This window comes from Stenotrophomonas sp. K-6 (assembly GCF_056861555.1).
This window is the reverse complement of sequence record NZ_JBSPUC010000001.1, coordinates 382,273-407,572: the sequence shown is the minus strand read 5'-3', so window position 1 is coordinate 407,572 and position 25,300 is coordinate 382,273. Positions and strand designations below refer to the sequence as shown.

At 67.7% G+C, this 25,300-nt stretch carries 24 protein-coding genes; 12 read left to right on the top strand and 12 right to left on the bottom strand.

The window, feature by feature from the left end; genetic code table 11:
* The 3 genes from rsmB to def all read right to left on the bottom strand — a co-directional run bounded on the left by rsmB (position 1) and on the right by def (position 2,881).
* On the bottom strand, positions 1 to 1,344 hold the full coding sequence (gene rsmB / locus AC13F7_RS01775) for a 16S rRNA (cytosine(967)-C(5))-methyltransferase RsmB (RefSeq protein WP_482999056.1): 1,344 nt from the start codon (positions 1,342 to 1,344) through the stop codon (positions 1 to 3).
* Position 1,345: 1 nt separating this feature from the next.
* Positions 1,346 to 2,269, bottom strand: a complete 924-nt coding sequence (gene fmt / locus AC13F7_RS01770; protein WP_481470341.1) for a methionyl-tRNA formyltransferase — start codon at positions 2,267 to 2,269, stop codon at positions 1,346 to 1,348.
* Between the two features lie 99 nt (positions 2,270 to 2,368).
* Positions 2,369 to 2,881: a peptide deformylase gene (gene def, locus AC13F7_RS01765; RefSeq protein ID WP_482999055.1), complete on the bottom strand. Its 513-nt coding sequence runs from the start codon at positions 2,879 to 2,881 to the stop codon at positions 2,369 to 2,371.
* A 126-nt stretch (positions 2,882 to 3,007) separates the two neighbouring features.
* On the opposite strand from def, the gene AC13F7_RS01760 reads away from it, so the two are divergent.
* The 9 genes from AC13F7_RS01760 (at position 3,008) to AC13F7_RS01720 (ending at position 12,464) form a co-directional block, all read left to right on the top strand.
* The gene (locus AC13F7_RS01760; RefSeq protein ID WP_482999054.1) at positions 3,008 to 4,138 is read left to right on the top strand and encodes a LysM peptidoglycan-binding domain-containing protein; all 1,131 of its coding nucleotides are present in this window, start codon (positions 3,008 to 3,010) and stop codon (positions 4,136 to 4,138) included.
* 74 nt (positions 4,139 to 4,212) lie between these two features.
* Positions 4,213 to 5,352: a DNA-processing protein DprA gene (gene dprA, locus AC13F7_RS01755; protein ID WP_482999053.1), complete on the top strand. Its 1,140-nt coding sequence runs from the start codon at positions 4,213 to 4,215 to the stop codon at positions 5,350 to 5,352.
* A gap of 42 nt (positions 5,353 to 5,394) precedes the next feature.
* The gene (locus AC13F7_RS01750; protein WP_088433666.1) at positions 5,395 to 5,868 is read left to right on the top strand and encodes a DUF494 family protein; all 474 of its coding nucleotides are present in this window, start codon (positions 5,395 to 5,397) and stop codon (positions 5,866 to 5,868) included.
* A gap of 38 nt (positions 5,869 to 5,906) precedes the next feature.
* Positions 5,907 to 6,656, top strand: a complete 750-nt coding sequence (locus tag AC13F7_RS01745) for a pilin (RefSeq protein WP_481467276.1) — start codon at positions 5,907 to 5,909, stop codon at positions 6,654 to 6,656.
* Positions 6,657 to 6,701: 45 nt separating this feature from the next.
* A complete protein-coding gene (locus tag AC13F7_RS01740; RefSeq protein WP_482999052.1) occupies positions 6,702 to 7,610 on the top strand; it encodes an RDD family protein in 909 nt (302 codons plus the stop codon).
* Between the two features lie 195 nt (positions 7,611 to 7,805).
* Positions 7,806 to 10,313 (top strand): DNA topoisomerase I, encoded by a 2,508-nt coding sequence (locus AC13F7_RS01735; RefSeq protein WP_482999051.1) that lies wholly within the window; start codon positions 7,806 to 7,808, stop codon positions 10,311 to 10,313.
* A 64-nt stretch (positions 10,314 to 10,377) separates the two neighbouring features.
* The gene (gene tsaC, locus AC13F7_RS01730) at positions 10,378 to 10,938 is read left to right on the top strand and encodes an L-threonylcarbamoyladenylate synthase type 1 TsaC (protein WP_481467271.1); all 561 of its coding nucleotides are present in this window, start codon (positions 10,378 to 10,380) and stop codon (positions 10,936 to 10,938) included.
* A 49-nt stretch (positions 10,939 to 10,987) separates the two neighbouring features.
* Entirely contained in the window at positions 10,988 to 11,785 is a 798-nt protein-coding gene (locus AC13F7_RS01725) for a DUF4124 domain-containing protein (RefSeq protein ID WP_482999477.1), read from the top strand.
* A gap of 25 nt (positions 11,786 to 11,810) precedes the next feature.
* Positions 11,811 to 12,464 (top strand): DUF4124 domain-containing protein, encoded by a 654-nt coding sequence (locus tag AC13F7_RS01720; protein WP_482999050.1) that lies wholly within the window; start codon positions 11,811 to 11,813, stop codon positions 12,462 to 12,464.
* A gap of 92 nt (positions 12,465 to 12,556) precedes the next feature.
* Here AC13F7_RS01720 and AC13F7_RS01715 read toward each other — a convergent pair whose 3' ends face one another.
* On the bottom strand, positions 12,557 to 13,333 hold the full coding sequence (locus AC13F7_RS01715) for an SDR family oxidoreductase (RefSeq protein ID WP_259258949.1): 777 nt from the start codon (positions 13,331 to 13,333) through the stop codon (positions 12,557 to 12,559).
* A 154-nt stretch (positions 13,334 to 13,487) separates the two neighbouring features.
* On the opposite strand from AC13F7_RS01715, the gene AC13F7_RS01710 reads away from it, so the two are divergent.
* The gene (locus tag AC13F7_RS01710; protein ID WP_482999049.1) at positions 13,488 to 13,724 is read left to right on the top strand and encodes a hypothetical protein; all 237 of its coding nucleotides are present in this window, start codon (positions 13,488 to 13,490) and stop codon (positions 13,722 to 13,724) included.
* 73 nt (positions 13,725 to 13,797) lie between these two features.
* On the opposite strand, the gene sppA is transcribed toward AC13F7_RS01710, so the two are convergent.
* The 4 genes from sppA to AC13F7_RS01690 all read right to left on the bottom strand — a co-directional run bounded on the left by sppA (position 13,798) and on the right by AC13F7_RS01690 (position 18,825).
* Positions 13,798 to 15,705, bottom strand: coding sequence for a signal peptide peptidase SppA (gene sppA, locus AC13F7_RS01705; RefSeq protein ID WP_481467263.1), 1,908 nt, complete (start codon positions 15,703 to 15,705; stop codon positions 13,798 to 13,800).
* 75 nt (positions 15,706 to 15,780) lie between these two features.
* Entirely contained in the window at positions 15,781 to 17,145 is a 1,365-nt protein-coding gene (locus AC13F7_RS01700; protein WP_481467261.1) for an MATE family efflux transporter, read from the bottom strand.
* Positions 17,146 to 17,264: 119 nt separating this feature from the next.
* Positions 17,265 to 17,828 (bottom strand): DUF3106 domain-containing protein, encoded by a 564-nt coding sequence (locus tag AC13F7_RS01695; RefSeq protein WP_481467259.1) that lies wholly within the window; start codon positions 17,826 to 17,828, stop codon positions 17,265 to 17,267.
* Entirely contained in the window at positions 17,821 to 18,825 is a 1,005-nt protein-coding gene (locus AC13F7_RS01690; RefSeq protein WP_482999048.1) for a hypothetical protein, read from the bottom strand. The genes AC13F7_RS01695 and AC13F7_RS01690 overlap by 8 nt, the downstream gene beginning before the upstream one ends.
* A 437-nt stretch (positions 18,826 to 19,262) precedes the next feature.
* On the opposite strand from AC13F7_RS01690, the gene AC13F7_RS01685 reads away from it, so the two are divergent.
* Positions 19,263 to 21,443 (top strand): primosomal protein N', encoded by a 2,181-nt coding sequence (locus AC13F7_RS01685; protein ID WP_482999047.1) that lies wholly within the window; start codon positions 19,263 to 19,265, stop codon positions 21,441 to 21,443.
* Positions 21,444 to 21,503: 60 nt separating this feature from the next.
* On the opposite strand, the gene AC13F7_RS01680 is transcribed toward AC13F7_RS01685, so the two are convergent.
* On the bottom strand, positions 21,504 to 22,124 hold the full coding sequence (locus tag AC13F7_RS01680; RefSeq protein ID WP_482999046.1) for a glutathione S-transferase family protein: 621 nt from the start codon (positions 22,122 to 22,124) through the stop codon (positions 21,504 to 21,506).
* Positions 22,125 to 22,198: 74 nt separating this feature from the next.
* Positions 22,199 to 22,960, bottom strand: coding sequence for an NYN domain-containing protein (locus AC13F7_RS01675; RefSeq protein ID WP_482999045.1), 762 nt, complete (start codon positions 22,958 to 22,960; stop codon positions 22,199 to 22,201).
* Positions 22,961 to 23,122: 162 nt separating this feature from the next.
* Between AC13F7_RS01675 and AC13F7_RS01670 the strand changes: the two genes are divergently transcribed.
* Positions 23,123 to 24,415, top strand: coding sequence for an NAD(P)/FAD-dependent oxidoreductase (locus tag AC13F7_RS01670; RefSeq protein WP_481467252.1), 1,293 nt, complete (start codon positions 23,123 to 23,125; stop codon positions 24,413 to 24,415).
* A gap of 51 nt (positions 24,416 to 24,466) precedes the next feature.
* Here AC13F7_RS01670 and AC13F7_RS01665 read toward each other — a convergent pair whose 3' ends face one another.
* Positions 24,467 to 24,901, bottom strand: a complete 435-nt coding sequence (locus AC13F7_RS01665) for a nuclear transport factor 2 family protein (RefSeq protein ID WP_482999044.1) — start codon at positions 24,899 to 24,901, stop codon at positions 24,467 to 24,469.
* A gap of 53 nt (positions 24,902 to 24,954) precedes the next feature.
* The gene (locus AC13F7_RS01660) at positions 24,955 to 25,299 is read right to left on the bottom strand and encodes a ribonuclease E inhibitor RraB (protein WP_176988052.1); all 345 of its coding nucleotides are present in this window, start codon (positions 25,297 to 25,299) and stop codon (positions 24,955 to 24,957) included.
* Position 25,300: the final 1 nt, after the last annotated feature.

Genomic DNA, 25,300 nt, shown 5'->3' with positions numbered 1-25,300 from the left:
TCAGCCCTTCTTTAACAGACGCGCATAGAAGAAGCCGTCAGCACCGTTCTCACCTGGCAGGCGCTGGCGCCCGGCCCAGGAATCGTGGCCATACGCCTCGCCCAGCGGCAGGAAGCCGGCATCACGGGTGCGCTGCAGGAAGGCTTCCACCTGGAACTGGTTTTCATCGCGCAGGATTGAACATGTCGCATACAGCAGGGTTCCACCCGGGGTAAGCATCGTCCAGCAGGCATCCAGCAGGCGTGCCTGCAAGGCGATCAGCGCGTCGATGTCGGTCGCGCGGCGATGCGCCAGCACATCCGGCTGGCGGCGGATGATGCCCGTGGCCGAACAGGGGGCGTCGAGCAGGATGGTGTCGAACAACTGCCCGTCCCACCAGCTGGCCGGATCGGTCGCGTCACCGGCCAGTACCTTCGCATTCTGGCCCACGCCGGTACGCACGAACGTTTCGCTGATCCGCTTGAGCCGGCGCGCATCGATGTCCAGCGCCAACAGCTGCAGGGTGGGATCGCGCTCCAGCAGGTGTGCGGCCTTGCCGCCCGGTGCGGCGCAGGCATCAAGCACCCGCGACCCCGGGCGCGGCGCGAGCGCATCGGCCACCTGCTGGGCAGACAGATCCTGCACCGACAGCGCGCCATCGGCGAAGCCTGGCAGCGCGGAGACAGCCACCGGCACCGGCAGGCAGATCGCGTCGGCACCCACGCTGGATGGCTCGGCCGCGATACCGGCTGCCTCCAACTGCTGCAACATCGCATCGCGGCTGCTGTGCTGGCGGTTGACCCGCAGCCACAGCGGCGCGGCCTGCAGGCTCGCACTGAACACGGCATCGGCCTCCTCCGGCCAATCCTGTTCGATCTTCTCGGCCATCCACAGCGGGAAGGCATCGCGCGCCGGCAGCGGTGGAATGCCTTCGCGCTGGGCGCGGCGCAGCAGCGCATTGACCATGCCGGCCTGGCGGTCACGACCCATCGCGCGGGCAGCGTCGACCGTGGCCGACAGCGCGGCGTGCGCCGGCAGCTCCAGCGCGTCGAGCTGGGCGAAGCCGACCAGCAGCAGCGCGCGCAGTTCATCCTCGCGCACGCTCAGCGGCCGCGGCATCCACTGCGCCAGCGCGGCGTCATAGGCCGCGCGGCGCCGCAGCACGGCAAAGCACAGCGCCTCCAGCAGCGCGCGGTCGCGGCTGTCGTCCAGGGTCGGCAGTGCGGTGGCCAGTTCGGCCTTGAGCGAACGGCCGCGGCCGATCACCTGGGCCAGCACGCGCGCGGCCAGCACGCGGGTCGGCACGCCGGGGGCGGTATGGGCGGTGTAGGGGCCTGCAGGCTTGCCGGGACGCGCGTTGGTCATCTCAGGCACCCACGCCAAGATCACGACGGGCATTGAGATAGTCGGCGGCGGTGATCGCCTTGCCACCCTCGCGCTGCAGCACCCGCAGGCGCAGCGCACCTTGGCCGCAGGCGATGTCGATGCCGTCGCGCGAGGCGGCCAGCAGCGTGCCCGGGGCCTTGCCCTGGTTGTCCTCCAGCGCGATCGCACCATGGATGCGGACGCGCTCGCCGGCCAATGTCGCCTCGGCGATCGGCCACGGGTTGAAGGCGCGCACGGTACGGGCCAGGGCCTGGGCATCGTCGGACCAGTCCAGACGGGCTTCGGCCTTGTCCAGCTTGTGCGCGTAGGTGACGCCCGCCTCGGGCTGCGGCTGCGCGATCGGCTTGATGCCGGCACGCAGCAGGCCCAGGCCATCGGACAGCACCTGCTCACCCAATGCAGCCAGGCGATCGTGCAACTGGCCACCGGTATCGTTGGCACCGATCGCGATGTGCTGCTTGAGCAGCACCGGACCGGTGTCCAGCCCCGCTTCCATCTGCATCAGGCACACGCCGGTTTCGGTATCGCCGGCCTGGATCGCGCGCTGGATCGGCGCGGCACCGCGCCAGCGCGGCAGCAGGGAGGCGTGCACGTTCCAGCAGCCGTGGGTCGGGATCGCCAACACGGCCTTGGGCAGGATCAGGCCATAGGCCACCACCACCATCAGATCCGGCTGCAGGTCGCGCAGCTGCTGCTGGGCGTCGGGGGTCTTGAGGCTTTCCGGCTGAAACACCGGGATGCCGCGCGCGATCGCTTCCAGCTTGACCGGCGAGGGCGCCAGGCCACGGCCGCGGCCGGCGGGCCGATCAGGCTGGGTGTACACCGCGACCACTTCATGGTGGCGGGCTGCAGCGCGCAGCGAGGACACGGCGAACGCCGGCGTACCGGCAAAGACAATCTTCATGGCGACCCCACTAACAGAACGTAAAACGGCGCCGATGTCCGGCGCCGCGCGACAGGACACGTCGCGCGGTCAACCCGCGCGGCGGTCGCTGCAATCACCTCAGGCAACGTGCTTGCGCTGCTTGGCCAGCTTCTTGCGCACCATCTCGCGCTTGAGCGGGGAGAGGTAATCAATGAACAGCTTGCCGTCCAGGTGGTCCATCTCGTGCTGCACGCACACGGCGAGCACGCCGTCGGTGGTCAGCTCCTGGGCCACGCCGTGGCGGTCCAGGTAGCGCACGGTGATCTGGTTGGCGCGGGTGACATCGGCAAAGATGCCCGGCACCGACAGGCAGCCTTCCTGATAGACCTGGCCGCCTTCGTTGGCGACGATCTCCGGGTTGATGAACACCATCGGGGTGTCCTTCTCCTCACTGACGTCGATCACCATGAAACGCTTGTGCACGTCGACCTGGCTGGCGGCCAGGCCGATGCCCGGCGCGTCGTACATGGTCTGGAACATGTCATCGATCAGGGTCTGGAACGCCGGCGTGGTCACGTCGGCGGCATCCATCAACGCAGCCTTGGTGCGCAGGCGCGGATCGGGAAATTCAAGAATGGGCAGGAGAGCCATGGCAAATACCGGTAGGGGGCGCCGGTCGAAGCGGCGTACAGGGCGATTCTATCGCCAACGCTTGCCCCGCGCCCCGGTTTCTGGACTATAGTGCGCGAACCTGTTGGGGAATCAGGCACCACATCTATGTTTGAACGAACTCGTACGGTCGTCGCCGTAGCGATGCTGACCGTCGCTACCTATGCTACCGCCGTGGAAATGAATGGCGGGCACCCGGATACCTATGTCGTGCGCAAAGGGGACACGCTGTGGGACATCTCGGCGCGCTTCCTGCAGAAGCCCTGGCTGTGGCCGGAAATCTGGCAGGCCAACCCGCAGGTCAAGAATCCGCACCTGATCTACCCGGGTGACGTGCTCAGTCTGGCCTATCTGGACCGCGTCGTGGCCCAGCCCGGCCCGCGCCGGGAGGCCCCGATCAACGGCGTCCCGCTGGAGCAGGTCGAGCCCTTCCTGAAGCAGCTGAGCGTGGTCGACGAGGTCAAGTCGCTGCCCTACGTGGTTAGTCTGGAAGACAACCGCCTGCGCGCCACCACCGGCCAGACCGCCTATGTGCGGGGCCTGGAGAATGCCCAGGTCGGCCAGCGCTACGCGGTGGTCCGCCCGACCGTGCAGTACGCCCTGCCCAAGCCGACCGAAGACCTGAACGCCCGGGGCGACACCACGCCCGGCAGCGGCAATGTCTGGAAGACCTTCATCGTGCCGAGCAAGCGCCACCAGACGCTGGGCTACGAGCTGGCCCAGATCAATGTCGGCACGGTGAGCCGGGTGCAGAGCGGCAACGTCGAGGTGACCTCGCTGGTACTGCAGGGCCAGGTCGATGGCCGTGAAGTCCGCGCCGGCGACCGCCTGGTCCCGATCGAGGCCCGCCCGTACGATCTGCAGTTCGTGCCGCACGTGCCCGCCCCGCAGACCGCCGATCTGGACGTCCGCGTACTGGCCGTGGCCGACACCTTCACCGCGGGCGGCCCGCGCGACGTGATCGCGATTTCCGCCGGCAGCGCCAACGGGGTGGACAACGGCACGGTGTTCTCGCTGTGGCGGCAGGGCCGTCATGTGGCGCACCGCATGGACTACCCGAACTCGTCGCGGATGGACGATGCGCTGACCAGCGGTGCCGGCCGGGTCACCCTGCCGGACGAGTACGCCGCCCATGCGATGGTGTTCCGCACCTTCGAGAACGTCAGCTATGCACTGGTGATGGAAGGCGTGAAGCCGGTCAGGGTCGGGTATTCGGCACTGCATCCCGATACGAAGTAACCGCGGCAGAGTCCTACCCTGCCATCCGACGGCGCCCTAGGGCGCCGTCGTCGTTTGCGGCCCAGGCTGCCGGGATGCCGATTCCCTGCCCTGCGACGTCCACCGCCCTGCTCACCCTGGTCCTGGCCGGCGGTGCCCTGCCACCCCGTCTGCGCCTGCTCCGGGCATTTCCGGACGCGGCGGCCGCGCTGCGGGCGGGCCCCAGCGCGTGGCGCGCCGCCGGCTGCACCCCCGCGCAACGCGCACGGCTGGCGTTGCCCGACGAACCGTATCTGGCGCGTGGCCTGGCGTGGCTGGCCGAGGATCAACATCACCTTCTGGGCCTGACCGATCCCGACTACCCGGCGCTGCTGGCCCAGATCGAGGAGCCGCCCCTGGCGTTGTTCGTGGATGGAGAGCCGGCCCGGCTCTGGCATCCCGCCGTGGCCGTGGTCGGCAGCCGCTCACCGACTCCCGGCGGCCGGGAACACGCGCACGCCTTCGCGACGGCCCTGGCCCGCGACGGGTGGTCGGTGGTAAGCGGGCTGGCCACCGGTGTGGACGCGCAGGCCCATGACGGCGCACTTCAGGTGCACGGCGGGATGACCGTCGCGGTGGTCGCCACCGGCCTGGAGCAGACCTATCCGCGCCAACATGCCGCCCTGCATGCCCGGATCGCGGGGAGCGGGGCGGTAGTCAGCGAGTATCCGCCGGGCATGCCGGCCATCCAGGCGCACTTCCCTGCGCGCAACCGGATCATTGCCGGGCTCAGCCTGGGCACCCTGGTGATCGAAGCCGCCCAGCGCTCCGGCGCGCTGATCACCGCCCGCTGCGCCACCGAGGCAGGGCGGGAGGTGTTCGCCCTGCCCGGCTCGATCCGCAACGCACGTGCCCGCGGCTGCCACCGGCTGATCCGCCAGGGGGCGGCGCTGGTGGAAGAACCGGCCGAGGTGACCGCCGGCCTGACCGCGCTGGCCCAGACCCTGGCCGGGGCCTTGCGAAGCCGGCTGGACGCCCCCACTGAACAGGCACGACCGGTGCTCAACAGCGCCCCCTCCTACACCGACCCGGACTACCAGTGCTTGTGGAAAGCCTTGGATGACGACCCAACGGGTATGGATTCATTGATACAGCGCAGCGGATTGACGGCGGCCCAGCTGTCGGCCATGCTGCTGGTCATGGAACTGGATGGAAAGGTAATGGCCGCCTATGGTCGCTACTGTCGAAAACCCTAGTTTCTTCACCTCCACAGCGTCGTTGACGCAGGCCGAGGGGCAATGAAAGAGAGCATTCTGGATGTCCTGCTGTACCTGTTCGAACATTATTTCAGCGAAGACGCGGATCTCATCCGCGACCGCGACTCCCTCCAGAACGGCCTGATCCAGGCCGGCTTCAGCCCCACCGAGATCAATAAAGCCTTCGATTGGCTGGACGCGCTCGCCGAGCAGCGCCCGGCCGTGGTGCTGGGCCGCGTCAATGGCCCGGTGCGGATTTTCCATGGGCCCGAGCTGGACAAGCTCGACGTGGAAGGCCGTGGCTTTTTGATGTTCCTGGAGCAGCACGGCATCCTCGATGCCAGCCAGCGTGAGCTGGTGCTGGACCGCGCGATGGCGCTGGACCAGGACGAACTGGACCTGGACGACCTCAAATGGGTCGTGCTGATGGTGCTGTTCAACCAGCCTGGGGCCGAAGCCGCGTACGCCTGGATGGAAACCCAGATGTTCGTGGACGAACCCGAACCGCTCCACTGACCTTACACTGAGCGCCTTGCGCATTCAGGAGCGGGCCGGTGGACCAGTGGTTTTTTGCAGAAGGAAACAGTCAGCAGCGCGGTCCGCTGCCTGCTGACGAGTTGATCGCGCTCTACCGTTCCAGCCGCATCGCGCTGGATACGTTGGTGTGGCGCGACGGCATGGCGCAGTGGCAGCCCTTGGAATCCGTGGCGGCCGAGATCGGGTTGGACATCGCTCCCGCCCCCGAGGCGGTGGAGGCGATCACGCCGGGTCCCGCTGTCCCGCCGGCACTGCCCGCCGCGCCCATCACGCCCATCACGCCCGCTCCGAGCATCGACCCTACCGTCGTGCCGCCGCCCCGCAAGGGCCTGAGTGGCTGTGCGATCGTGGGCATCATCGCGGCCGTGTTCGCCGTGCTGGTGCTGATCGTCGGCGGCGTGCTTGCCGTGCTGGCGGTACCGGCATACCGCGAGTATGTCGCGCGTGGCAAGACCACCGAGGCGATCGCCACGCTGGTCCCGATCAAGTCCGCCGTGGCCGAGTTCGCCAGCGAACATGGCCGCTGCCCGGTCAACGATGACGAGGGCTTCCAGCCCGCCGAAAGCTACGCCGCTGGTGCCGTCGGTGCCGTGCGGATCGGCCGTTTCGACAATGGCCATTGCGGCGTGGAGGCCGAACTGACCGTGCCCGGCAGCACCTCGCTGGACGGCAAGCTGCTGTGGCTGGATTACGACGGTGAGCAACAGCACTGGACATGCAGTGGTGAGCCTGATGACACGTACCTGCCGCTGGATTGCCGCGGCTGATAACGGACAGATGTCCATGGATGCACCCAACAGGGGATTGAAGCAATGACTGAGTGGTATTTCGCCGATGGCCAGGAACGTCAGGGACCGCTGAGCGCAGACGATATGCGCCAGCGCTTCCAGCGGGGTGAGATCACCCTGACCACGCTGGTGTGGCGGGAAGGGTTCGCGCAGTGGGTACCGCTGTCCGAGGCGGTCGATGAGCTGCAGCTGCAGCATCTGGCCAGCGCGGCCAGCACGGTCGGCAGTGGCATCGACCTGCGCGGCGATTACACTGCCATCGACAACGGCACCGCCCCGTTGCCGGGCACCGGTGGCGGCAGCTACTCGCCGTACACCGCCCCAGCCGCAGCCACCGGCTATGCCAGCACGGCCGTGGTCAGCGGCCAGGACGTGGTCTATGCCGGCTTCTGGAAGCGTTACGCGGCCTACTTCATCGACTACATCCTACTGACCGTGGTCACCCTGCCGCTGAGCATGATCATCAACGTGATGGGGGTCAGCTCCGGCAATGAAGGTGTGCAGGTCGCGCTGACGCTGGTGGTGATGCTGCTCAGCATGGTGATCAGCATCGGTTACTACGCCGGCTTCCACGCCTCGCGCGGCGGCGCCACGCTGGGCAAGATGGCCGTCGGCATCAAGGTCGTGCGCGGCAACGGCGAGCGCATCAGCTTCCTGCGGGCGTTCTGCCGCTACCTGGCGACCATCGTCAGCAGCCTGATCCTGATGATCGGCTTCATCATGGCCGCCTTCACCGAGCGCAAGCAGGCGCTGCACGACATGATGTGCGACACCCTGGTGGTGGACAAGTGGGCGTTCACCGAGCATCCGGAGCTTCAGCAGCGTGGTCTGGGCACGGTCACCATCGTGATCCTGGTGATCGCCGCACTGGCTGTGGTGGCCCTGTTCGGCGTGATGCTGGCCATGATCGGCGTGATCGCGTCGATGTCCTGATCCGGGCAATCCTCACACTGGGCCGCTTGACACGAGCGGCCCCGGCGTGATTCCACTAATAGGCAAGAAAGCTGAACGCCCGGCCCACCCCCGGGCGTTCGGTTTATGTATATCGCCCGCGCCGCTTCACTAATGCGGCCATTTGCTCCACCCTAGCGGCCCTCCCCGGGGCCCTGCCCATAGAATCCTGACGCCATGCCCAAGCACCTGCTCATCGTCGAATCGCCCGCCAAGGCCAAGACGATCAACAAATACCTCGGCAAGGACTTCACTGTCCTGGCCTCGTATGGGCATGTGCGTGACCTGGTGCCCAAGGAAGGTGCGGTCGATCCCGACAACAACTTCGCGATGCGCTACGACCTCATCGAAAAGAACGAAAAGCACGTCGATGCCATCGTCAAGGCTGCCAAGGGCGCCGACGACATCTTCCTGGCGACCGATCCGGATCGCGAGGGGGAAGCGATCAGCTGGCACATCGCCGAGATCCTGCGCGAGCGCGGGCTGGTCAAGGACAAGCCGATGCAGCGCGTGGTCTTCACCGAGATCACCCCGCGTGCCATCAAGGAAGCAATGGGGCACCCGCGGGAGATCGCTGGCGACCTGGTCGATGCCCAGCAGGCGCGCCGCGCGCTGGACTATCTGGTCGGTTTCAACCTGTCCCCGGTGCTGTGGCGCAAAGTGCAGCGCGGCCTGTCCGCCGGCCGTGTGCAGAGCCCGGCACTGCGCATGATCGTCGAGCGCGAGGAAGAGATCGAAGCCTTCATCGCCCGCGAGTACTGGAGCATCGATGCGCTGTGCGCGCATCCTTCGCAGCACTTCAATGCGCGCCTGATCAAGCTGGACGGCCAGAAGTTCGAACAGTTCACCGTGACCGACGGCGACACCGCCGAGGCCGCGCGCATGCGCATCCAGCAGGCCGCCCAGGGCGCGCTGCATGTCACCGATGTGGCCAGCAAGGAGCGCAAGCGCCGCCCGGCCCCGCCGTTCACCACCTCCACGCTGCAGCAGGAAGCCTCGCGCAAGCTGGGCTTCACCACGCGCAAGACGATGCAGGTCGCGCAGAAGCTGTACGAAGGCGTGGCGATCGGCGAGGAAGAAGGCACCGTCGGTCTGATTTCATACATGCGTACCGACTCGGTGAACCTCTCGCAGGACGCGCTGGCCGAGATCCGCGACGTGATCGCGCGCGACTTCGGCATCGCCTCGCTGCCGGACCAGCCGAACACGTACCAGACCAAATCCAAGAACGCCCAGGAAGCGCACGAAGCCGTGCGTCCGACCTCGGCGCTGCGCACCCCGGCCCAGGTGGCACGCTTCCTCACCGATGACGAGCGCAAGCTGTACGAGCTGATCTGGAAGCGCGCTGTCGCCTGCCAGATGATCCCGGCCACGCTCAACACCGTCAGCGTGGACCTGTCGGCCGGCAGCGAGCATGTATTCCGCGCCAGCGGCACCACCGTGGTCGTGCCTGGCTTCCTGGCCGTGTACGAAGAAGGCAAGGACAACAAGAGTGCCGAGGATGACGATGAAGGCCGCAAGCTGCCGGCGATGAAGCCCGGCGACCGCGTGCCGCTCGAGCGCATCCTGGCCGAACAGCACTTCACCCAGCCGCCGCCGCGCTTCACCGAAGCGGCGCTGGTCAAGGCGCTCGAGGAGTACGGCATCGGCCGCCCCTCGACCTACGCCTCGATCATCCAGACCCTGCTGTTCCGCAAGTACGTGGAGATGGAAGGCCGCAGCTTCCGCCCGTCCGACGTGGGCCGTGCAGTGTCCAAGTTCCTGTCCAGCCACTTCACCCAGTACGTGGATTACGACTTCACCGCCAAGCTCGAAGATGAGCTCGATGCGGTGTCGCGTGGCGAGGAAGACTGGATCCCGCTGATGGCACGCTTCTGGGAGCCGTTCCACAAGCTGGTCGGCGAGAAGAACGAATCGGTCGACCGCGCCGAGGCCAGTGGCGCGCGCGAGCTCGGCACCGACCCCAAGACCGGCAAGCCGGTCAGCGTGCGCCTGGGCCGTTTCGGGCCGTACGCCGCGATCGGCAGCACCGCCGAGGATGCCGAAGACAAGCCCAAGTTCGCCTCGCTGCGCCCGGGCCAGTCGATGCACACCATCTCCCTGGAAGACGCGCTGGAGCTGTTCCTGATGCCGCGCGCGCTCGGCCAGGACAAGGAGGAGGATGTCAGCGTCGGTATCGGTCGTTTCGGCCCGTTCGCCAAGCGTGGCAGCACCTATGCCTCGCTGAAGAAGGAAGACGACCCGTACACCATCGACCTGGCCCGCGCCGTGTTCCTGATCGAAGAGAAGGAAGAGATCGCGCGCAATCGGATCATCAAGGAATTCGAGGGCAGCGAGATCCAGGTGCTGAACGGTCGCTTCGGCCCGTACATCAGCGATGGCAAGATGAACGGCAAGATCCCGAAGGATCGTGAGCCCGCCTCGTTGACCCTGGCCGAAGTACAGAAGTTGATGGAAGACACCGGCAAGCCGGTGCGCAAGGGCTTCGGCAAGAAGGCCGCCAAGAAGGTGGTGGCCAAGAAGGCACCGGCCAAGAAAGCCGCCGCTGGCGAAGCAACCAAGAAGACCGCCACCAAGAAGGCCGCGGTGAAGAAGGTCGCCAAGAAGGCCACGGCGAAGAAGGCGACTAAAAAGGTGGCCAAGAAAGCCGTGAAGAAGGCCGTCAAGAAGGTCGCTGCCAGCTGAGCCTGGTTGACCCCTCCCGCCACGGCGGGAGGATAATGCCGGCCATGCATCCGGCCCACCTGTCATGAACGAACTCACTGTGGACACTGCCCTGCCTGCGCTGCGCGCCGGCGGGGTGATCGCCTATCCCACCGAAGCGGTCTGGGGGTTGGGCTGCGACCCCGCGCACGAGGCCGCGGTGATGAAGCTGCTGCAGCTCAAGCAGCGCCCCGTCGAGAAGGGGATGATCCTGGTCGCCGCCGATCCGGCCCAGCTGGATGGCTGGGTGCGGATGGACGCCCTGCCGCTGGATCGCCAAGGCGCGGTCCTGGCCAGTTGGCCCGGGGCCAACACCTGGATCCTGCCCGCCGGCGAACGTGCGCCGCGATGGATCACCGGCGAACACAGTGGCATCGCGGTGCGGATCAGCGCACACCCGCTGGTTGCCGCACTGTGCCGCGCCTGGGGAGGCCCGCTGGTCTCCACCAGTGCCAACCTCGCCGGCGAGCCACCGGCACGCACCCGCGCCGAACTGGACCCGCGCCTTCTGGCCCTGCTGGATGGCCTGATCGACGGCCAGACCGGTGGCCTGGCACAGCCTACGCCGATCCGCGATGCGCTCACGGGCCACGTGCTGCGCAGCTGAGCGTGCTTTTGCGTGGCGGCGGGCAAACCCGCACACTGCGCACATGACCCTGCGCTCCGCCCTGTGGTTGTCCCTGTTCGCGCTGCTCGGCCCTGTCACGCCTGCCGCAGCGCAGAGCGACAACGTGCGCGTGTACCGCTGCGTCGGCAGCAACGGCGCGGTCTCGCTGCAGGATGCACCGTGCCGCGAGGGTCGTCAGCAAGTGCGCGACCTGCAGCGCCCACGCGATCCTGCCCCGCGCGTGGTACGCAGCGACCGCGCGCCCGACCCGACACCTGCAGCGCGGGCACCCGAGCGCGAGGTGCGCTACGTGCACGTGCAGCCACCGCAGCCGATGTACGAGTGCACCACCAGCGAGGGCGATACCTACGTCAGCGACAGCAACGAAGGCAGTCCGCGCTGGGTGCCGATCTGGACGAATGCCTATCTGCCCTATCGGCCCGGCCCGCGGCCACCCTCGGGGGGCTATCCACCGTCGCGTCCGCTGCCACCGATCATGCCGATGGGCAGCGGTTCGGTGCGCAGCAGTGGCGGCTCGCTCTCGGTCAGCGGCGGCGGCTCACGGGTCGGCGGCAGCATCAACATCGGCGGTGGCAGCTCGCAGTGGCAAGGCGGTGGCTATCCGTACCCGGGGGTGGAGAACAGCGTGGTGGTGCCGGCTGGCAACGTGCTGGTGCGCGATGAGTGCCATGCCCTGCCTGCGCAGGAGGTCTGCTCGCGGTTGAAAGACCGGCGCTGGGACCTGATCCGCCGCTACAACAGTGCGCTGCAGAGCGAGCGCGATGCGCTGACCCGCGAGCAGCGCGGGATCGACACGCGCCTGGACCAGGACTGTGGCGGCCACTGAGCGCGCCGCGCCCTACACTGATGCGATGAAACGACGGTTCCTGCTGCTCCTGTTGCTCTTGCCCCTGCCGGCGGCTGCCGACGATGCGGTGTTCTTCCGCTGCACCGATGCGGGCGGCAACCTGACCATCCAGAGCGTGGCCTGCCCGGCCGGCAGCGAGCAGCGCATCCAGCGGATCAGCGCACCGGTGCGTGCCCCGGCCGTGGTCGACAGTACCCCGCCCCCCTCCACCACCGAACACACCATGCCGCCGCTGCCGCAGGCCGGTGACGCGGACAGCGGCCTGCTCGACAGTGCAGCGCTGCGCCCGCAGGCGCCGGCGGCGGAACATGACGAGACCGCCCCACCCAAGCCACCGCTGCCGGAGATCTATCAGTGCGTTGCAGCCGATGGCGGCCGCTACCTGCACGAACGCGAGCCCGCCCCGTCTCGCTGCGAATCGCTGGCCCTTACCGGCCTGGGTGGCAGCCAGGCGCCGAGCAATGCAGCGAGCTGCGAAGTGGTGCGCGATGCCTGCGAGCCGGTAGCCGAAGCACAACGCTGTAGCAGTTGGCAGCAGCGTTTCCGCGATGCACGGGGCCGCGAACGTTTCGCCACGCCGGACAATCAGGCCACCGCGACCGCCGAGCGCGCGCGTCTTGAAGCGGTGTTGGCCGGGAGCGATTGCCCCGTGCCATGACCGGGTTTTCCCCGCGTCGTGACTGGATTCACCGTGCCATCAGCGCGTTCTGCCGCGCCTCCTGTGATCGGTAGTGCCGGCCGCTGGCCGGCTCAGAACCCGTAACGCAGGAACCCGCCATCCACCGCGATGCACTCACCGGTGACGTAGCTGGAGGCCGGCAGGCACAGAAAACCGACCGCCGCGGCCACCTCTTCCGGTTCGCCGATGCGGCGCATCGGGGTCCGCTCGATCACCTGCTCGTAGTAGTCCGGATCGGACAACGGGCCGGACGTGCGCCGGGTGCGGATGTACCACGGCGCCACGGCGTTGACGCGGATGCCGTCCTCGGCCCACTCCACCGCCAGGTTGCGGGTCATCTGGTGCATGGCGGCCTTGGTCATGCCGTAGACCGCGCCGCTGCGCACGTGAGTCAGGCCGGACACGCTGCCGACGTTGACGATCGCCGAGGCCGCGTGCCGGGCCAGCAACGGGTGCGCATAGCGCGAGAGTTCGAATGCCGAGAACAGGTTGGTCTCGAAAATCCCGCGCCACTCGTCTTCGGTGTACTCGGTGGCCGGCTTGCTGATGTTGCCGCCGGCATTGTTTACCAGGATGTGCAGGCCATCGCTGTGGTCTTCCACCCAATCGAGGATTTCGCGGCGATCCTCGTCATCGGAGACATCGGCAGCCAGGCCATGGATCTCACGGTCCGGGAACGCATCGGCCAGTTCATCGCGCGCCATCTCCAGCGCATCCGCATCGCGGCCGACGATCAGCAGGTCCGCACCGAAGCCGAGCAGTTCGCGTGCGATCGCCAAGCCGATGCCGGCACTCGCACCGGTGATCAATGCGGTCTGTCCATCCAGTCGCCAACGTTGCGCGCTCACGTGCTTCTCCTGCGGTGATCCATGGGATGCAGCACCCACGGTGCGGCCCGGATAGGATAACGCGCGATGGCCGGCACGCCGGACGCCATCACGCGCGAGGCGCGAGGCGGTGGGACACTGGTCCTCCGCCACCGGCTCAATGAGGGAGGTTGCCATGACGATCCGTACTGCCCTGCCGCTGCTCGCGATGATCGCGCTGGGCGCCTGCAACCGCCCGGTGCCCCCGGCACCGGATACACCGCCGGAACCGCAGGCCACGCCGCTACGCGAGGCCATGCAGCAGCCGATCGACCGCGCCAGGAGCGTTGGCGATACGTTGCAGAAGACCGCCGACGCCCAAGCTGCCGAGGTGGACCGCGCCACCGGCAGCGACACCCCGCCCCGGCCGTGAGCCCAACGACCAGATAGCAGAACGCCCGGCATTGGCCGGGCGTTCTTGTGTCACACCCAACGGCTGATGCCGCTTACAGGCCGCAGAAGCAGTACACCAGCGTCTTGACCGGCGCCGCGTTGTTGCGCGGGTCACGTGCGGCGTCTTCCACGAAGCGCAGCTGGGTATCCAGTTCCGGCATCGAACGGGCCAGCATCAGGCGCGCCATGCCCGATTCGCCCAGCATCCAGGCACCGGCATGGCTGCCGGCGAAGCCGCTGAGGAACTGCGCGAACGGGGTCGCGCCCTTCTCGATGTAGCGCACGCGGAATTTGTCATCCGCGCCCAGCTTGGCACGGCTGGCGGCGTCAGCCACGGCGGCCTTCAGGCCACCGAAGTCGTCGACCAGGCCGCGTTCCTTGGCCTGCGCACCGCTCCACACGCGACCGCGGGCAACTTCATCAACCGCTTCCACCGGCTTGTTGCGTGCGGCGGCGACCTTGCCGGTGAAATCGGCGTAGCCCTTGTTGATCACCGACTGGATGACCTGGCCCACGGCCGGGTCCATCGGGCGGGTGATGTCGAATGCACCGGCGAAGCGGGTGGTGCCCACGCCATCGGTATGTACGCCGATCTTGTCCAGCGAGCGGGCCACGTTCGGGATCATGCCGAAGATGCCGATCGAACCGGTGATCGTGGACGGGTCGGCGTAGATGCGGTCGGCGTTCATGCTGATCCAGTAACCACCCGAGGCGGCCAGATCACCCATCGACACCACCACCGGCTTGCCGGCTTCCTTCAGCGCGACCACTTCGCGGCGGATCTGCTCGGAGGCGAACACTTCACCGCCCGGCGAGCTGACGCGCAGCACCACGGCCTTCACATCCTTGTCGTCGCGTGCTTCACGCAGCAGCGCCGAGGTCGACTCGCCACCGATGCGACCGGCCGGCAGATCGCCACCGGAGATTTCACCGGCCGCCACGATCACAGCCACCTGCGGACGCGAATCCACCGGCGAACGACGGCCATCGAGCACGCTGAGGTACGCATCGAGGTTGACGTTGCGGTAACCACCGTCGGCGTCATCGTCTGCGATGCCGCGCTCGGTCAGCAGGGTGTCCACTTCCTCGCGCGTCTTCAGGCCGTCCACCAGCTTCTGCTGCAGGGCGAACTTGGCCAGGTCGCCACCGGCGGCAGCGATGCCTTCGGGCATGGTGTCGATGCCGGCGGCCAGCTGTGCCGGGTCGAGCTTGCGCGCCTTGGCGATGTCGGCCAGGTAGCGCTGCCACACATCGTTCATCCAGAACAGATCGGCTTCCTTGGCCTGCGGCGAGGCAGCATCCAGCACATACGGCTCGGCGGCCGACTTGTACTCGCCCACCTTGAACAGGTGCACGTCCACGCCGAGCTTGTCCTGCAGGCCGGTGCGGAAGTACTGGCGGTAGCGGCCCAGGCCCTCGAGCACCACGCCGCCCATCGGGTCCAGGTAGACCTCATTGGCCTGCGCGGCAAGCAGGTACTGCGACTGGCTCATGTTCTCGCTGAAGGCCACGACCTGCTTGCCGGCGGCGCGCAGTTCCTGCAGCGCAACCGTCACTTCGCGCATCGAGGCGAAACCGCTCGGCTGCAGCTTGTCCAGCTCCAGCACCACGCGCTCGATCTTCTTGTCGGTCTTGGCAGCCTCCAGGGCGCGGATCAGATCGCGCAGCTGGATCTCTTCGGCGCTCTTGTCGCCCACGGCCTTGCCCAGCGCGCGGCTGACAGGATCAGCACTGAACTGCTCGACCAGGCGGCCTTCCGGTGCGATCACCAGGGTGGTGCGGTCCTGCAGCGATGTCTTCGAGGTCGCGCTCTTGCCCATCGCGACGATGAACACGATCAGGATCAGGAACAGCAGCCCGAAGAACACCAGGTTGAGGATGAGCCGGCGGGTAAAGTTCATCACATCCCACAGCCCGATGAAGAAGCTGGCGACGGGATTGCGACGCGCGGGTTGATTCATGGGGGTAACTCCAAAGTGGCTTCTTGCCGTGGTACCAGAATAGCCGGTGCCGGGCGCGCCGGCATCGGACACAAGTCAGGGTGTCAAAGGGAGGCCGGCGCGGGCGCTGCTCACGCGCAGGCGCCAGGCCATCAGGATGGCGGCAGCGGTCAGGCCCAGGATCAGCCCCAGCCACATGCCCTGCGGGCCCATGCCCAGCCCCAGACCCAGGCCGGCGCCGAGCGGCATACCCAGGCCCCAGTACGAGAACATCGCGATGAACATCGGCACGCGGGTGTCCTTGAGTCCGCGCAACGCGCCGGCCGAGAGCACCTGGATCCCATCCGGGAACTGGAACGCCGCTGCATACAGCAGCAGGGTCGAGGCCAGTGCGGCGACGCCCAGGTCGTTCGTGTAAACGCCGACGATGGCATCGTGGCCGAACAGCAGCACCAGCGCAGAGAGCGTCTGCGTGCCCAGGATGATCAGCAGCCCGGCGATCGCCGCGCGGCGCACGCCCAGCCCGTTGCCACTGCCGACCGCGTGGCCGACCCGCACCGTGGTGGCCTCGGCCACGCCCATCGGGATCATGAAGCACAGCTGGGCGACATTGATGGCGATCTGGTGCGAGGCTGCTTCGGTGGCACCGAGGCGACCGATCAGCAGTGCCGTAACGATGAACAGCCCGCCTTCCATCAGCACGGTGATGCCGATCGGCAGGCCGGTCCGCAGCAGATCCCAGATCGCGCTCCAGCGCGGCGCCTCGAAGTGCGAAAACAGCTGCAGGTGGGCGAAGCGCTTGGTCTTCCAGAGATAGCCGGCAAAGCACAGCGCCTGCAGCCACATCATGATCGCCGAGGCCATGCCCAGGCCTTCGGCACCCAGCTCGGGGAAGCCGAGTTTGCCGTAACAGAGCACGTACCCCAGTGGCGCCAGCACCAGCAGGCCGCCAAAGCCGAGCAGCATCGTCGGCAGCGTCCAGTGCATGCCCTCACTGAGGTAGCGCATGCAGAAATACAGCGTCAGCGCCGGACCACCCCAGCGCACCGCGTGCAGGAACGCGGTCGCACCGGGCACGATGTCCGGCGCGATGCCGAACGCCGGCAGCAGCGGCGGCACCACCGTGAGGAAGGTGAACATGATCAGGCCCAGGCCCAGCGCCAGCCACAACGCCTGCCGGAACAGCGGGCCGATCTCGCGCTCGCGGCCCGCGCCGTGCAGCTGCGAGACCGAGGCGGTCAGCGAGATCAGGGTGCCGATCGGGATGAGCATCGGCAGCCACAGCAGCGCCGTACCGATGGTGACGGCGGCGAGCGTGTGGGTGCCGTGGTGACCGGCGATCACGTTGTCGACGAAGGAGATCAGGCCGGTGGAAACATGGCCCAGAACCAGCGGCAGCGCGAGCAGACCGGTGGCGCGCACTTCCCGGGAGAGGCGCGGCGTGGAGGAAGCGGTAGACATGGACGTCACAGACGGCAACTACGGTCGCGCGCGGAAGGCACAGGCACCGGGTTGCGGCCCGACATCTTACGCGCGCGGCAGGGGAAAAGCCGCGCTTCCAGGTAAACGAGACGAATGCGTCAGTGGCCGACGTGCTCGCGCAGCCAGGTGTCGCGCGCGCCAGGGGCGACGCCCAGGAATTCGGCGCGTACGCGGTCGCGGTCCTGCGGTGGGGTGCGCTGGGCGACCAGGGTCAACTGGGTCAGCTGGGATGGCGTGAGCTGGCGCAGCACCGCCAACGCGGTGGGCCGCTGCTCGGCCGGCAGGTAGCCGAACAGGCCCTGCAGTTTGGTGAACTCATGCCCGAGCTGAGGACCCAGCAGCCAGCCATCGCGGAAGCGTTGATCCTGCTCGGCGAAGCGCTGGCGCAGGGCCTGCTGTTGGGCGGGCGGCAATGCTGCCACGCGTGCCGCTGCCGCACGGACACGGGCGCGCTCGCTCTCGCTCATGGCCTGCCAGGCCGCGTAGCGGCTGCGCAGCTCGCGCAGTTGGGCCGGATCCAGCGCGGCCGGGGTCGCCGGGATGGCCGGCGCGGTGGCGCTGGGCGGGGCCGGCACCGCCAGCGGCACCTCGACCCGGTTGGGGGCGGCGAGCGCCGCACTGGAGAGCCCAAGGGCGATCAGCAGGAAGGCAGGCTTACTCATCGGCGGCAGCCGTCTCCAGGCCGGCGGTAGCGGGTTCAGGGCGGCTTGGCTGGGCTTGGGATTCGTCCACGGGCACGGGACCGCCTGCGGCGAACCAGGCGTACAGATCGGCATCGCGGGCGATCGGCAGATCCGGATCGGCCAGCATCGCCGCGTCCGCGGCCGCGTAGGGCGAGGCGGTCGGGGCCACGGTTGGCAGGTCGTCGGCAGGCAGGTCTTCCACGGTGACCTGGGCGTCATCGGCGACCGCCCCCTCGGGGATCGCCGCGGCGGAGTCACTGGCCTGGCGGGCGTGCTTCCACCATGCCGCCCCGCCAAGCAGTACGCCCACCGTCACCGCGACGATCAGCACGCCCTTCCAGGGGAAGCGCCGGCCACGCTGGCGCTTGACCGGGCGGCGCTGCGTGGGCGCATCGGGCTTGACCGGGGTGCGCCAGGAAGCGGCATCAGGCTGCTGGCCGGCCGGAGCGGCCACCGGCTGCTGCAGGCGTTGCAGGCGGGTGGTCGGCAGATCACGGATGCGCAGTTGGACCTGTTCGGCCAGCGCGCGCCAGCCGGCGGCATCGGGGTTGCCGTGGGCATCGCGCGGGCAGGCATCGGCCAGCGCGTGCTGGTAGTCGGCCATGGGCAGATCCAGGATCTGCGCGGCCGCAGCTTCATCCAGACCGCCGCCGATCCGCAGCAGAAACGCCAATCGCGCCGACGGGGCCAGCCCGGCCAGGTGCTCCAAGGGGGCCGGCCAATGGCCTCCGGCCGGCTCACGCAACGGCGCCCGGTGCACCAGCAGCGACCAGAACCGTTCCGGCCACTGGGCCATGGGCAGGTCGCTGGCGATCCCGGCGAAGGCGCGCATCACCGCGACCAGGGCCTGCTCGGCCACGGTCGGATCACCGCACTGCAGCTCGGCCACGACCAGGGCGCGGCGTTCAACGCCACGGAGAAACGCCGACAGCGCGCCGGCTGCGGTAGAAGAAACGGGGGCGGGCGCAGCCGTCATAGCAACTCCATCATTGTGTGGAAATGATAGCGATTGCGTCACTCCAGCGGCGCGCGGATGTTCATTTCCCGTGAGCAGCCACGGTCTGCAAAGCCTTCGGGTGCAAAAGGTTGTGCACAGCACCACGTAAAACCGGGGTGGAACAAGGGGTGAGGCCTCCGTCAAGTCTGTTTCAACTTTGTTTCACAGCTATGTTGTTGTTTCTATTGATTATTGTAGCTTGGCTATTTTTTGACCAACCTGAGCAGAATGTCGGAAGTTCCTGACGCAAGGCGGTCACATACGCAGTGGCACACAGACTTATCCACAGAAGATGTGGATAAGCCTGAATCTCCAATCAAGTCGGATATTTAGGTGGGATTTATGATTCGGCGCGTACCCGGTTGAGACGGTGAATGGGCGTGATCCGGCCCGCCCCTGCCCGCTACACTGGCCCGATGACCTCCTCGTCTTCGACCCTGCGCGTTGCCCTGCCGGTGCCGCTGCCGCAACTGTTCGACTACGCCCCGCCCCCCGGGCCGGCCCCGGATCCGGCGATGACCGGCCAGCGGGTCCGGGTGCCGTTCGGCTCCCGGGAGCTGGTCGGGATGGTGGCCGGGGTCGGCCAGGTGGAGGATCCCGGCAGCCTGCGCGCCGCGATCGAATGGATCGACACCACGCCACTGATCACCGGTGAGCTGTGGCGCTCACTGCAGTGGCTGGCGCGCTACACCCATGCCCCGCTGGGCGAGGTGATCAGCACGGCCCTGCCCGGTCCGCTGCGGCGGGGCGAGGCGGTGCCGGACACCCATCAGTGGGGCTGGCAGCTGACGGCGGCCGGGCGCGACCCGCAGCTCAAGCTGCGCAGCGGTACCCGCCCGCAGCGGCTGGCCGAGTGCCTGGCCGAGGGTGTGGTGAATGAAGACCGCCTCGACACCTTGATGGACGACTGGCGCAGCGCCGCGCGGTCGCTGGCCAAGCGTGAGCTGGTCGAACGGATCGCGCTGGCGCATGCGCCGGCGGTCGCCTCGCCGGCCAGCGGCCCCGCACCCAACACGGAGCAAGCCGAGGCAATCGCCGCGATCACCTCCGCCGACGGCTTTGCCGCCTACCTGCTCGATGGCGTAACCGGCAGCGGCAAAACCGAGGTCTATCTGCAGGCCATCGTCGACTGCCTGGCGCGGGGCAAGCAGGCGCTGGTGCTGGTGCCGGAGATCGGGCTGACGCCGCAGACGCTGTCGCGCTTCCGCAACCGCCTTGGCATTCCGGTGCATGTGCTGCACTCCGGCCTGAATGACAACGAGCGCGCCCGCGTGTGGGCGGCCGCATCGCGGGGCGAAGCGCAGGTCATCGTCGGCACGCGCTCGGCGGTGTTCACCCCGCTGCCGAATGCGGGCCTGATCGTGATCGACGAAGAGCACGACGGCAGTTACAAACAGCAGGACGGCATCCGCTACCACGCACGCGATTTTGCGTTGGTGCGCGCCAAGGCGCTGGACGTAGCCGTGGTGCTCGGCAGCGCCACGCCGTCGCTGGAATCGCTGCACAACGCGCATGCCGGCCGTTACACCCACCTGCGCCTGAAACAGCGCGCGGGCGCCGCGCGCCCGCCGGTGGTGCGCGTGCTGGATGTGCGCAAACGCCCACTGCGCGATGGGCTCTCGCCAGAAGTGCTGGCCGGCATCACCCAGCATCTGCAGGCCGGGCACCAGGTGCTGGTGTTCAAGAACCGCCGCGGCTATGCGCCCGTGCTGCTATGCCATGACTGCGGCTGGACCGCGCCGTGCCAGCGCTGCGATGCGCCGATGACGGTGCATGCCGGCGGCCGCCGCCTGCAGTGCCACCACTGTGGCGCGCGCCAGTCCGCGCCGTTGGCGTGCCCGGACTGCGGCAGCCTGGCGTTGCAGCCGCAGGGCATTGGTACCGAGCGGCTGGAAGAACATCTGGTGGAGGCCTTTCCGGATTTTCCGGTGATCCGCATCGACCGCGGCACCACCGGCAAGCGCGATGCGCTGGAAACCCAGCTGGCCTCGCTTGGCGATCGCGCGGGGATTCTGGTTGGCACGCAGATCCTGGCCAAGGGTCACGACCTGCCGAAGCTGACCTTGGTGGTGGTGGTCGGCATTGATGAAGGCCTGTTCTCGGCCGACTTCCGCGCCAGTGAAAAACTCGCGCAGCAGCTGATCCAGGTCGCTGGCCGCGCCGGGCGTGCGGTGGATGCCGGCGAGGTCTGGCTGCAGACCCATCACCCGGGGCATCCCCTGCTGGAGACGCTGGTCAACGGTGGGTATCACGCCTTTGCCGAGGCCGAACTGCAGCAGCGCGAAGCGGCCGGTTTCCCGCCGTTCGCGCACCTGGCGCTGCTGCGTGCCGAAGCGCAGCAGGTGGAGCATGCCAACGCGATGCTCAGTGCGGTGCGCGCGTTGATTCCCGACGATGCCGCGGTGGAACGCTACGGCCCGATGCCGGCGCCGATGCCCCGCCGTGCCGGCTACCAGCGCACCCAGCTGCTGTTGTCCTCGCCCGCGCGGCGCCCACTGCATGGCGTGCTGGACCAGGTCACGCCGCAGATCTCCGCGTTGCCGCAGGCACGCAGGGTGCGCTGGTCGCTGGATGTGGACCCGATGGATCTTTACTAGGCCGGCAGGTGCCGACCGAGGGTCGGCACGATGTAGCCCGGCCGCTGTCCGCCAACCCGATCAGGTCAACGCCGTCATGACCCCACGCTGGTACGCCGGCCGCTGCTTGAGCCGTTCGTACCACGCGGCCAGATGCGGCAGGTCCGGCCGCTGGATCGGCATCTCGAACCAGGCATAGATGAAGGCGCCCAGCGGGATATCGCCCATCGCGAAACGCTCACCGGACAGATACGGCTGTCGCGACAGCGCGTCATCGGCCATCGCCAGCAACTCGCCCGAACGCACCAGCGCGGCGGCGATACGCGCCTCATCGCGATCGGCCGGCGCGGTCCGCAACGTGCCCCAGAACAGATCGCGGAACACGCCGGCGAAGGTCGATGTGGTCCAGTCCATCCACTTTTCCGACTGCGCGCGCGCCACCACGTCTTCCGGGTACAGCGTGCCCAGCGCATAGCGCGCACAGAGATAGCGCACGATCGTGTTGGATTCCCACAGCGGCAAGCCGTGGTCTTCGATCACCGGCACCAGCCCGTTCGGGTTCATCGCGCGGTATTCCGGCGACTGCGTGCCACCGAATGCACCGCCGACCTCGATCGACTCGTACGGCGCACCGATCTCCTCGGCACACCACAGCACTTTGCGCACGTTGCTGGAATTGCGACGGCCCCAGATTTTCAGCATGATCGGACTCTCGTATCGGGCGATGCGCGGCACGGGTCGCGCGGTACGGATACGATACGCCCAACGGCGCGCGGTTACTTCGCCGCCTTCGCCGCACTCTTTTTCGGCAGTGCGCGCACATAGGTCGATTTGCCGTCCTTCTTCATCTCGAACAGGCCGGTGGCGGCCAGCAGATCGCTGAGTTTTCCGTACCCGTAATTGCGCGAATCGAACGAGGCCTGGTTGCCGATCTGGCTGCCGACCGGCCCCAGGTGCGACCAGCCATCCTCGGCTTCGGCCGAGGTCACCGCGCGGCGCAGCATCTGCACCAAGCGGGTGTCGTTGCGCAGCTCTGGCCCGCTCTTGCGCGGGCGGGTTTCCTCGTTGTCCTGCTCCACCTCCTGATCGGCCGGATGCGGCTGACCCAGGGCTTCGATGTAGGTGAACTTCGAGCAGGCGTTGACGAACGGCTCGGGCGTTTTCTTCTCGCCGAAGCCGTACACCTTCACCCCGTCGGTCAGCAGGCGCATCACCAGCGGAGTGAAATCCGCATCGCTGGAGACGATCGCAAACCCATCCAGGTTGCGGGCGTACAGCATGTCCATCGCATCGATCACCATCGCCATATCCGAGGCGTTCTTGCCGCGGCTGTAGGCAAACTGCTGGATCGGGCGGATCGCGTATTCGTGCAGCACGGACTCCCACCCTTTCAACCGCGGGCTCTTCCAGTTGCCGTAGGCACGGCGCACATTGGCCACGCCGTAGCGGGCGACTTCAGCCAGCACCGCGTCGATCTTGGAAGAAGGTGCGTTGTCGGCATCGATCAACAGGGCGATGCGCTTTTCCGGTTCGGACATCTCGGTCTCCAGGGCGGAATCGGATCGGCCATCGGGCAAGCGCGATGGCCCCTGAACCCAGTATCGGCCATCGACGTGAACATCGCGCTTCACGTGCGACCATGGGCCGCATCACGAGACGACCTGCGCCGCCCCCCTCCGGCGCCCGCCAAGGAGTGAAGCATGACCCGCGATCCCACGCCCCACCTGCTGATCATCGGTGGTGGTTTTGCCGGCCTCTGGGCCACCCGCGCCCTGGCTTCGGCGCACGTGCGCATCACCCTGGTGGACCGTCGCAACCACCATCTGTTCCAGCCGCTGCTCTACCAGGTGGCCACCGCAGGCCTGTCGGCGCCGGATATCGCCGCCCCGCTGCGCCACATCCTCGGTCACCAACGCAATGTTGAAGTGCGCCTGGGTGAAGTCACCGACATCGACAAGACCGCACGCACGGCAACGCTGGCCGATGGCACGCAGATCACCTACGACACCCTGATGCTGTGCACCGGTGCCACCCACGCCTACTTTGGCCACGACGAATGGGCCGCCGATGCGCCGGGCCTGAAGACGCTGGACGATGCCATCGCGCTGCGCCGCAAGCTGCTGCTCGCCTTCGAGCGCGCCGAGGCCGAACCCGATCCCGCGCGCAAAGCCGCCTGGCTCAGTTTCGCCGTCGTCGGTGGCGGCCCCACCGGCGTGGAGCTGGCCGGCACGCTGGCCGAAATCGCACGGCATACGCTGCGCAATGAGTTCCGCCATATCGATCCCGCCTCGGCCAAAGTCCGCCTGGTCGAGGCCGGCCCGCGCGTGCTGTCCACCTTCCCGGAGGTGCTCTCGCTCAAGGCGCGGCGGCAGCTGGAAAAGCTGGGCGTGGAAGTGCTCACCGGCACGCCGGTCAGCGACATCAATGCCGACGGCTTCCAGCTCGGCGACCGCTTCGTCGACGCCCGCACCGTGGTCTGGGCAGCCGGTGTCGCCGCCTCTCCGCTGGCACGCACGTTGGACGTGCCACTGGACCGCGCCGGCCGCGTGCCGGTGCAGCCTGACCTCACGTTGGAAGGCCACCCGGAGATCTTTGTTGCCGGTGACCTGGCCGCACTGACCCAGGCCGACGGCAAGCCGGTGCCCGGCGTCGCGCCGGCGGCCAAGCAGATGGGCAAGCACGTGGCCACCACGATCCAGGCGCGTCTGGCCGGCAAGCCTGCGCCGGGTCCGTTCAAGTACCAGGACTTCGGCAACCTGGCGACCATCGGCCGCATGGCCGCGATCGTCCACCTCGGGCGCCTGCAGCTTTCCGGCGTGCTGGCCTGGTGGTTCTGGCTGGCCGCGCACGTGTTCTTCCTGATCGGCTTCCGCAACCGCGTGGTGGTACTGCTGAACTGGGCGGTGGCGTACTGGAGTTACCAGCGCAGCGCGCGGATCATCTTCGGCGATGCACAGGAGGATCGCCGACCGAAGCGGCCGCCGACGTCCTGATCAGCAGGGCAGCGAAGGTGGCAGCCAGCCGTGATGCCTGGCTGCCAGCGCTCACTTCGGCTTGCTGTACCACAGCGCGTTGACGATGACCCAGCGCTCGCCGAAGCGCCCCATGTGGAAATAGTCCACGAACCACGGGGTTTCCAGTCGCACCGAGGCCGCGTTGCCGGTGACATCGAGGACCTGGCACTGCCGGTTCCACTCGGCCATTGGCGTCTTCAGGGCACCGGCCTTGGTCAGTGCGACCAGTTCCTCCTTCGACATCCGGCGCAGGCCAAGCCGCTCGTCCGGCGTATCGCCCAGGATCGCGCGCTTGGCCAGGTCCGGGTGCAGCGAGCGCGCCACGCGCTCGGGATTTCCTTCCAGCTGCCCATCCACATAGTCGAAGCAGGTTGCTTCGATGGCGGCCAGCGTGGCCGGATCAGGACCCTGGGCCGCCGGTGTGGCGGCCGTGGCAACCGCGAGTATCAGGGACAGCGTCGACATCGATTCTCTCCGGCAGGGGGACGTTCGAACGGGTCACGCCGCGTTGCGGCAGCTCACCCCTGCGACAGGCATCCCCAGCCATCAACCTGGCCGCTGTAGGAGACCGCCTCGCTGGCCAGCAGACCTTCGAAGCCCGAGATGTTCTGGTGCGTCGGCAGCATCAGCGGATGCACCACCACCTGCCATGGGAACTCATCGTTGCCCTCGTACGCGGCAAAGGACACCTTCTGGTCGTTCTTGAGCAGGTGCACGGCGAAGGCGATCGCCACGTCCTGGGTCGGGAAGATCAGCGCGAAATCCACCTCGCGCGGAATCGTCAGATCGTCGCCGTCCTGCAGCATGTTCCAGAGCACATCGCCATTCTCATCTTCCGGGTACAACGACAGATCGCGGGACATG

What these genes read in the sequence shown, in the direction of transcription:
- rsmB (WP_482999056.1), bottom strand. Translation starts at nt 1,344, where the DNA reads ATGACCAACGCGCGTCCCGGCAAGCCTGCAGGCCCCTACACCGCCCAT.
- fmt (WP_481470341.1), bottom strand. Translation starts at nt 2,269, where the DNA reads ATGAAGATTGTCTTTGCCGGTACGCCGGCGTTCGCCGTGTCCTCGCTG.
- def (WP_482999055.1), bottom strand. Translation starts at nt 2,881, where the DNA reads ATGGCTCTCCTGCCCATTCTTGAATTTCCCGATCCGCGCCTGCGCACC.
- AC13F7_RS01760 (WP_482999054.1), top strand. Translation starts at nt 3,008, where the DNA reads ATGTTTGAACGAACTCGTACGGTCGTCGCCGTAGCGATGCTGACCGTC.
- dprA (WP_482999053.1), top strand. Translation starts at nt 4,213, where the DNA reads ATGCCGATTCCCTGCCCTGCGACGTCCACCGCCCTGCTCACCCTGGTC.
- AC13F7_RS01750 (WP_088433666.1), top strand. Translation starts at nt 5,395, where the DNA reads ATGAAAGAGAGCATTCTGGATGTCCTGCTGTACCTGTTCGAACATTAT.
- AC13F7_RS01740 (WP_482999052.1), top strand. Translation starts at nt 6,702, where the DNA reads ATGACTGAGTGGTATTTCGCCGATGGCCAGGAACGTCAGGGACCGCTG.
- AC13F7_RS01735 (WP_482999051.1), top strand. Translation starts at nt 7,806, where the DNA reads ATGCCCAAGCACCTGCTCATCGTCGAATCGCCCGCCAAGGCCAAGACG.
- tsaC (WP_481467271.1), top strand. Translation starts at nt 10,378, where the DNA reads ATGAACGAACTCACTGTGGACACTGCCCTGCCTGCGCTGCGCGCCGGC.
- AC13F7_RS01720 (WP_482999050.1), top strand. Translation starts at nt 11,811, where the DNA reads ATGAAACGACGGTTCCTGCTGCTCCTGTTGCTCTTGCCCCTGCCGGCG.
- AC13F7_RS01710 (WP_482999049.1), top strand. Translation starts at nt 13,488, where the DNA reads ATGACGATCCGTACTGCCCTGCCGCTGCTCGCGATGATCGCGCTGGGC.
- sppA (WP_481467263.1), bottom strand. Translation starts at nt 15,705, where the DNA reads ATGAATCAACCCGCGCGTCGCAATCCCGTCGCCAGCTTCTTCATCGGG.
- AC13F7_RS01700 (WP_481467261.1), bottom strand. Translation starts at nt 17,145, where the DNA reads ATGTCTACCGCTTCCTCCACGCCGCGCCTCTCCCGGGAAGTGCGCGCC.
- AC13F7_RS01695 (WP_481467259.1), bottom strand. Translation starts at nt 17,828, where the DNA reads ATGAGTAAGCCTGCCTTCCTGCTGATCGCCCTTGGGCTCTCCAGTGCG.
- AC13F7_RS01690 (WP_482999048.1), bottom strand. Translation starts at nt 18,825, where the DNA reads ATGACGGCTGCGCCCGCCCCCGTTTCTTCTACCGCAGCCGGCGCGCTG.
- AC13F7_RS01685 (WP_482999047.1), top strand. Translation starts at nt 19,263, where the DNA reads ATGACCTCCTCGTCTTCGACCCTGCGCGTTGCCCTGCCGGTGCCGCTG.
- AC13F7_RS01680 (WP_482999046.1), bottom strand. Translation starts at nt 22,124, where the DNA reads ATGCTGAAAATCTGGGGCCGTCGCAATTCCAGCAACGTGCGCAAAGTG.
- AC13F7_RS01675 (WP_482999045.1), bottom strand. Translation starts at nt 22,960, where the DNA reads ATGTCCGAACCGGAAAAGCGCATCGCCCTGTTGATCGATGCCGACAAC.
- AC13F7_RS01670 (WP_481467252.1), top strand. Translation starts at nt 23,123, where the DNA reads ATGACCCGCGATCCCACGCCCCACCTGCTGATCATCGGTGGTGGTTTT.
- AC13F7_RS01665 (WP_482999044.1), bottom strand. Translation starts at nt 24,901, where the DNA reads ATGTCGACGCTGTCCCTGATACTCGCGGTTGCCACGGCCGCCACACCG.
- AC13F7_RS01660 (WP_176988052.1), bottom strand. Translation starts at nt 25,299, where the DNA reads ATGTCCCGCGATCTGTCGTTGTACCCGGAAGATGAGAATGGCGATGTG.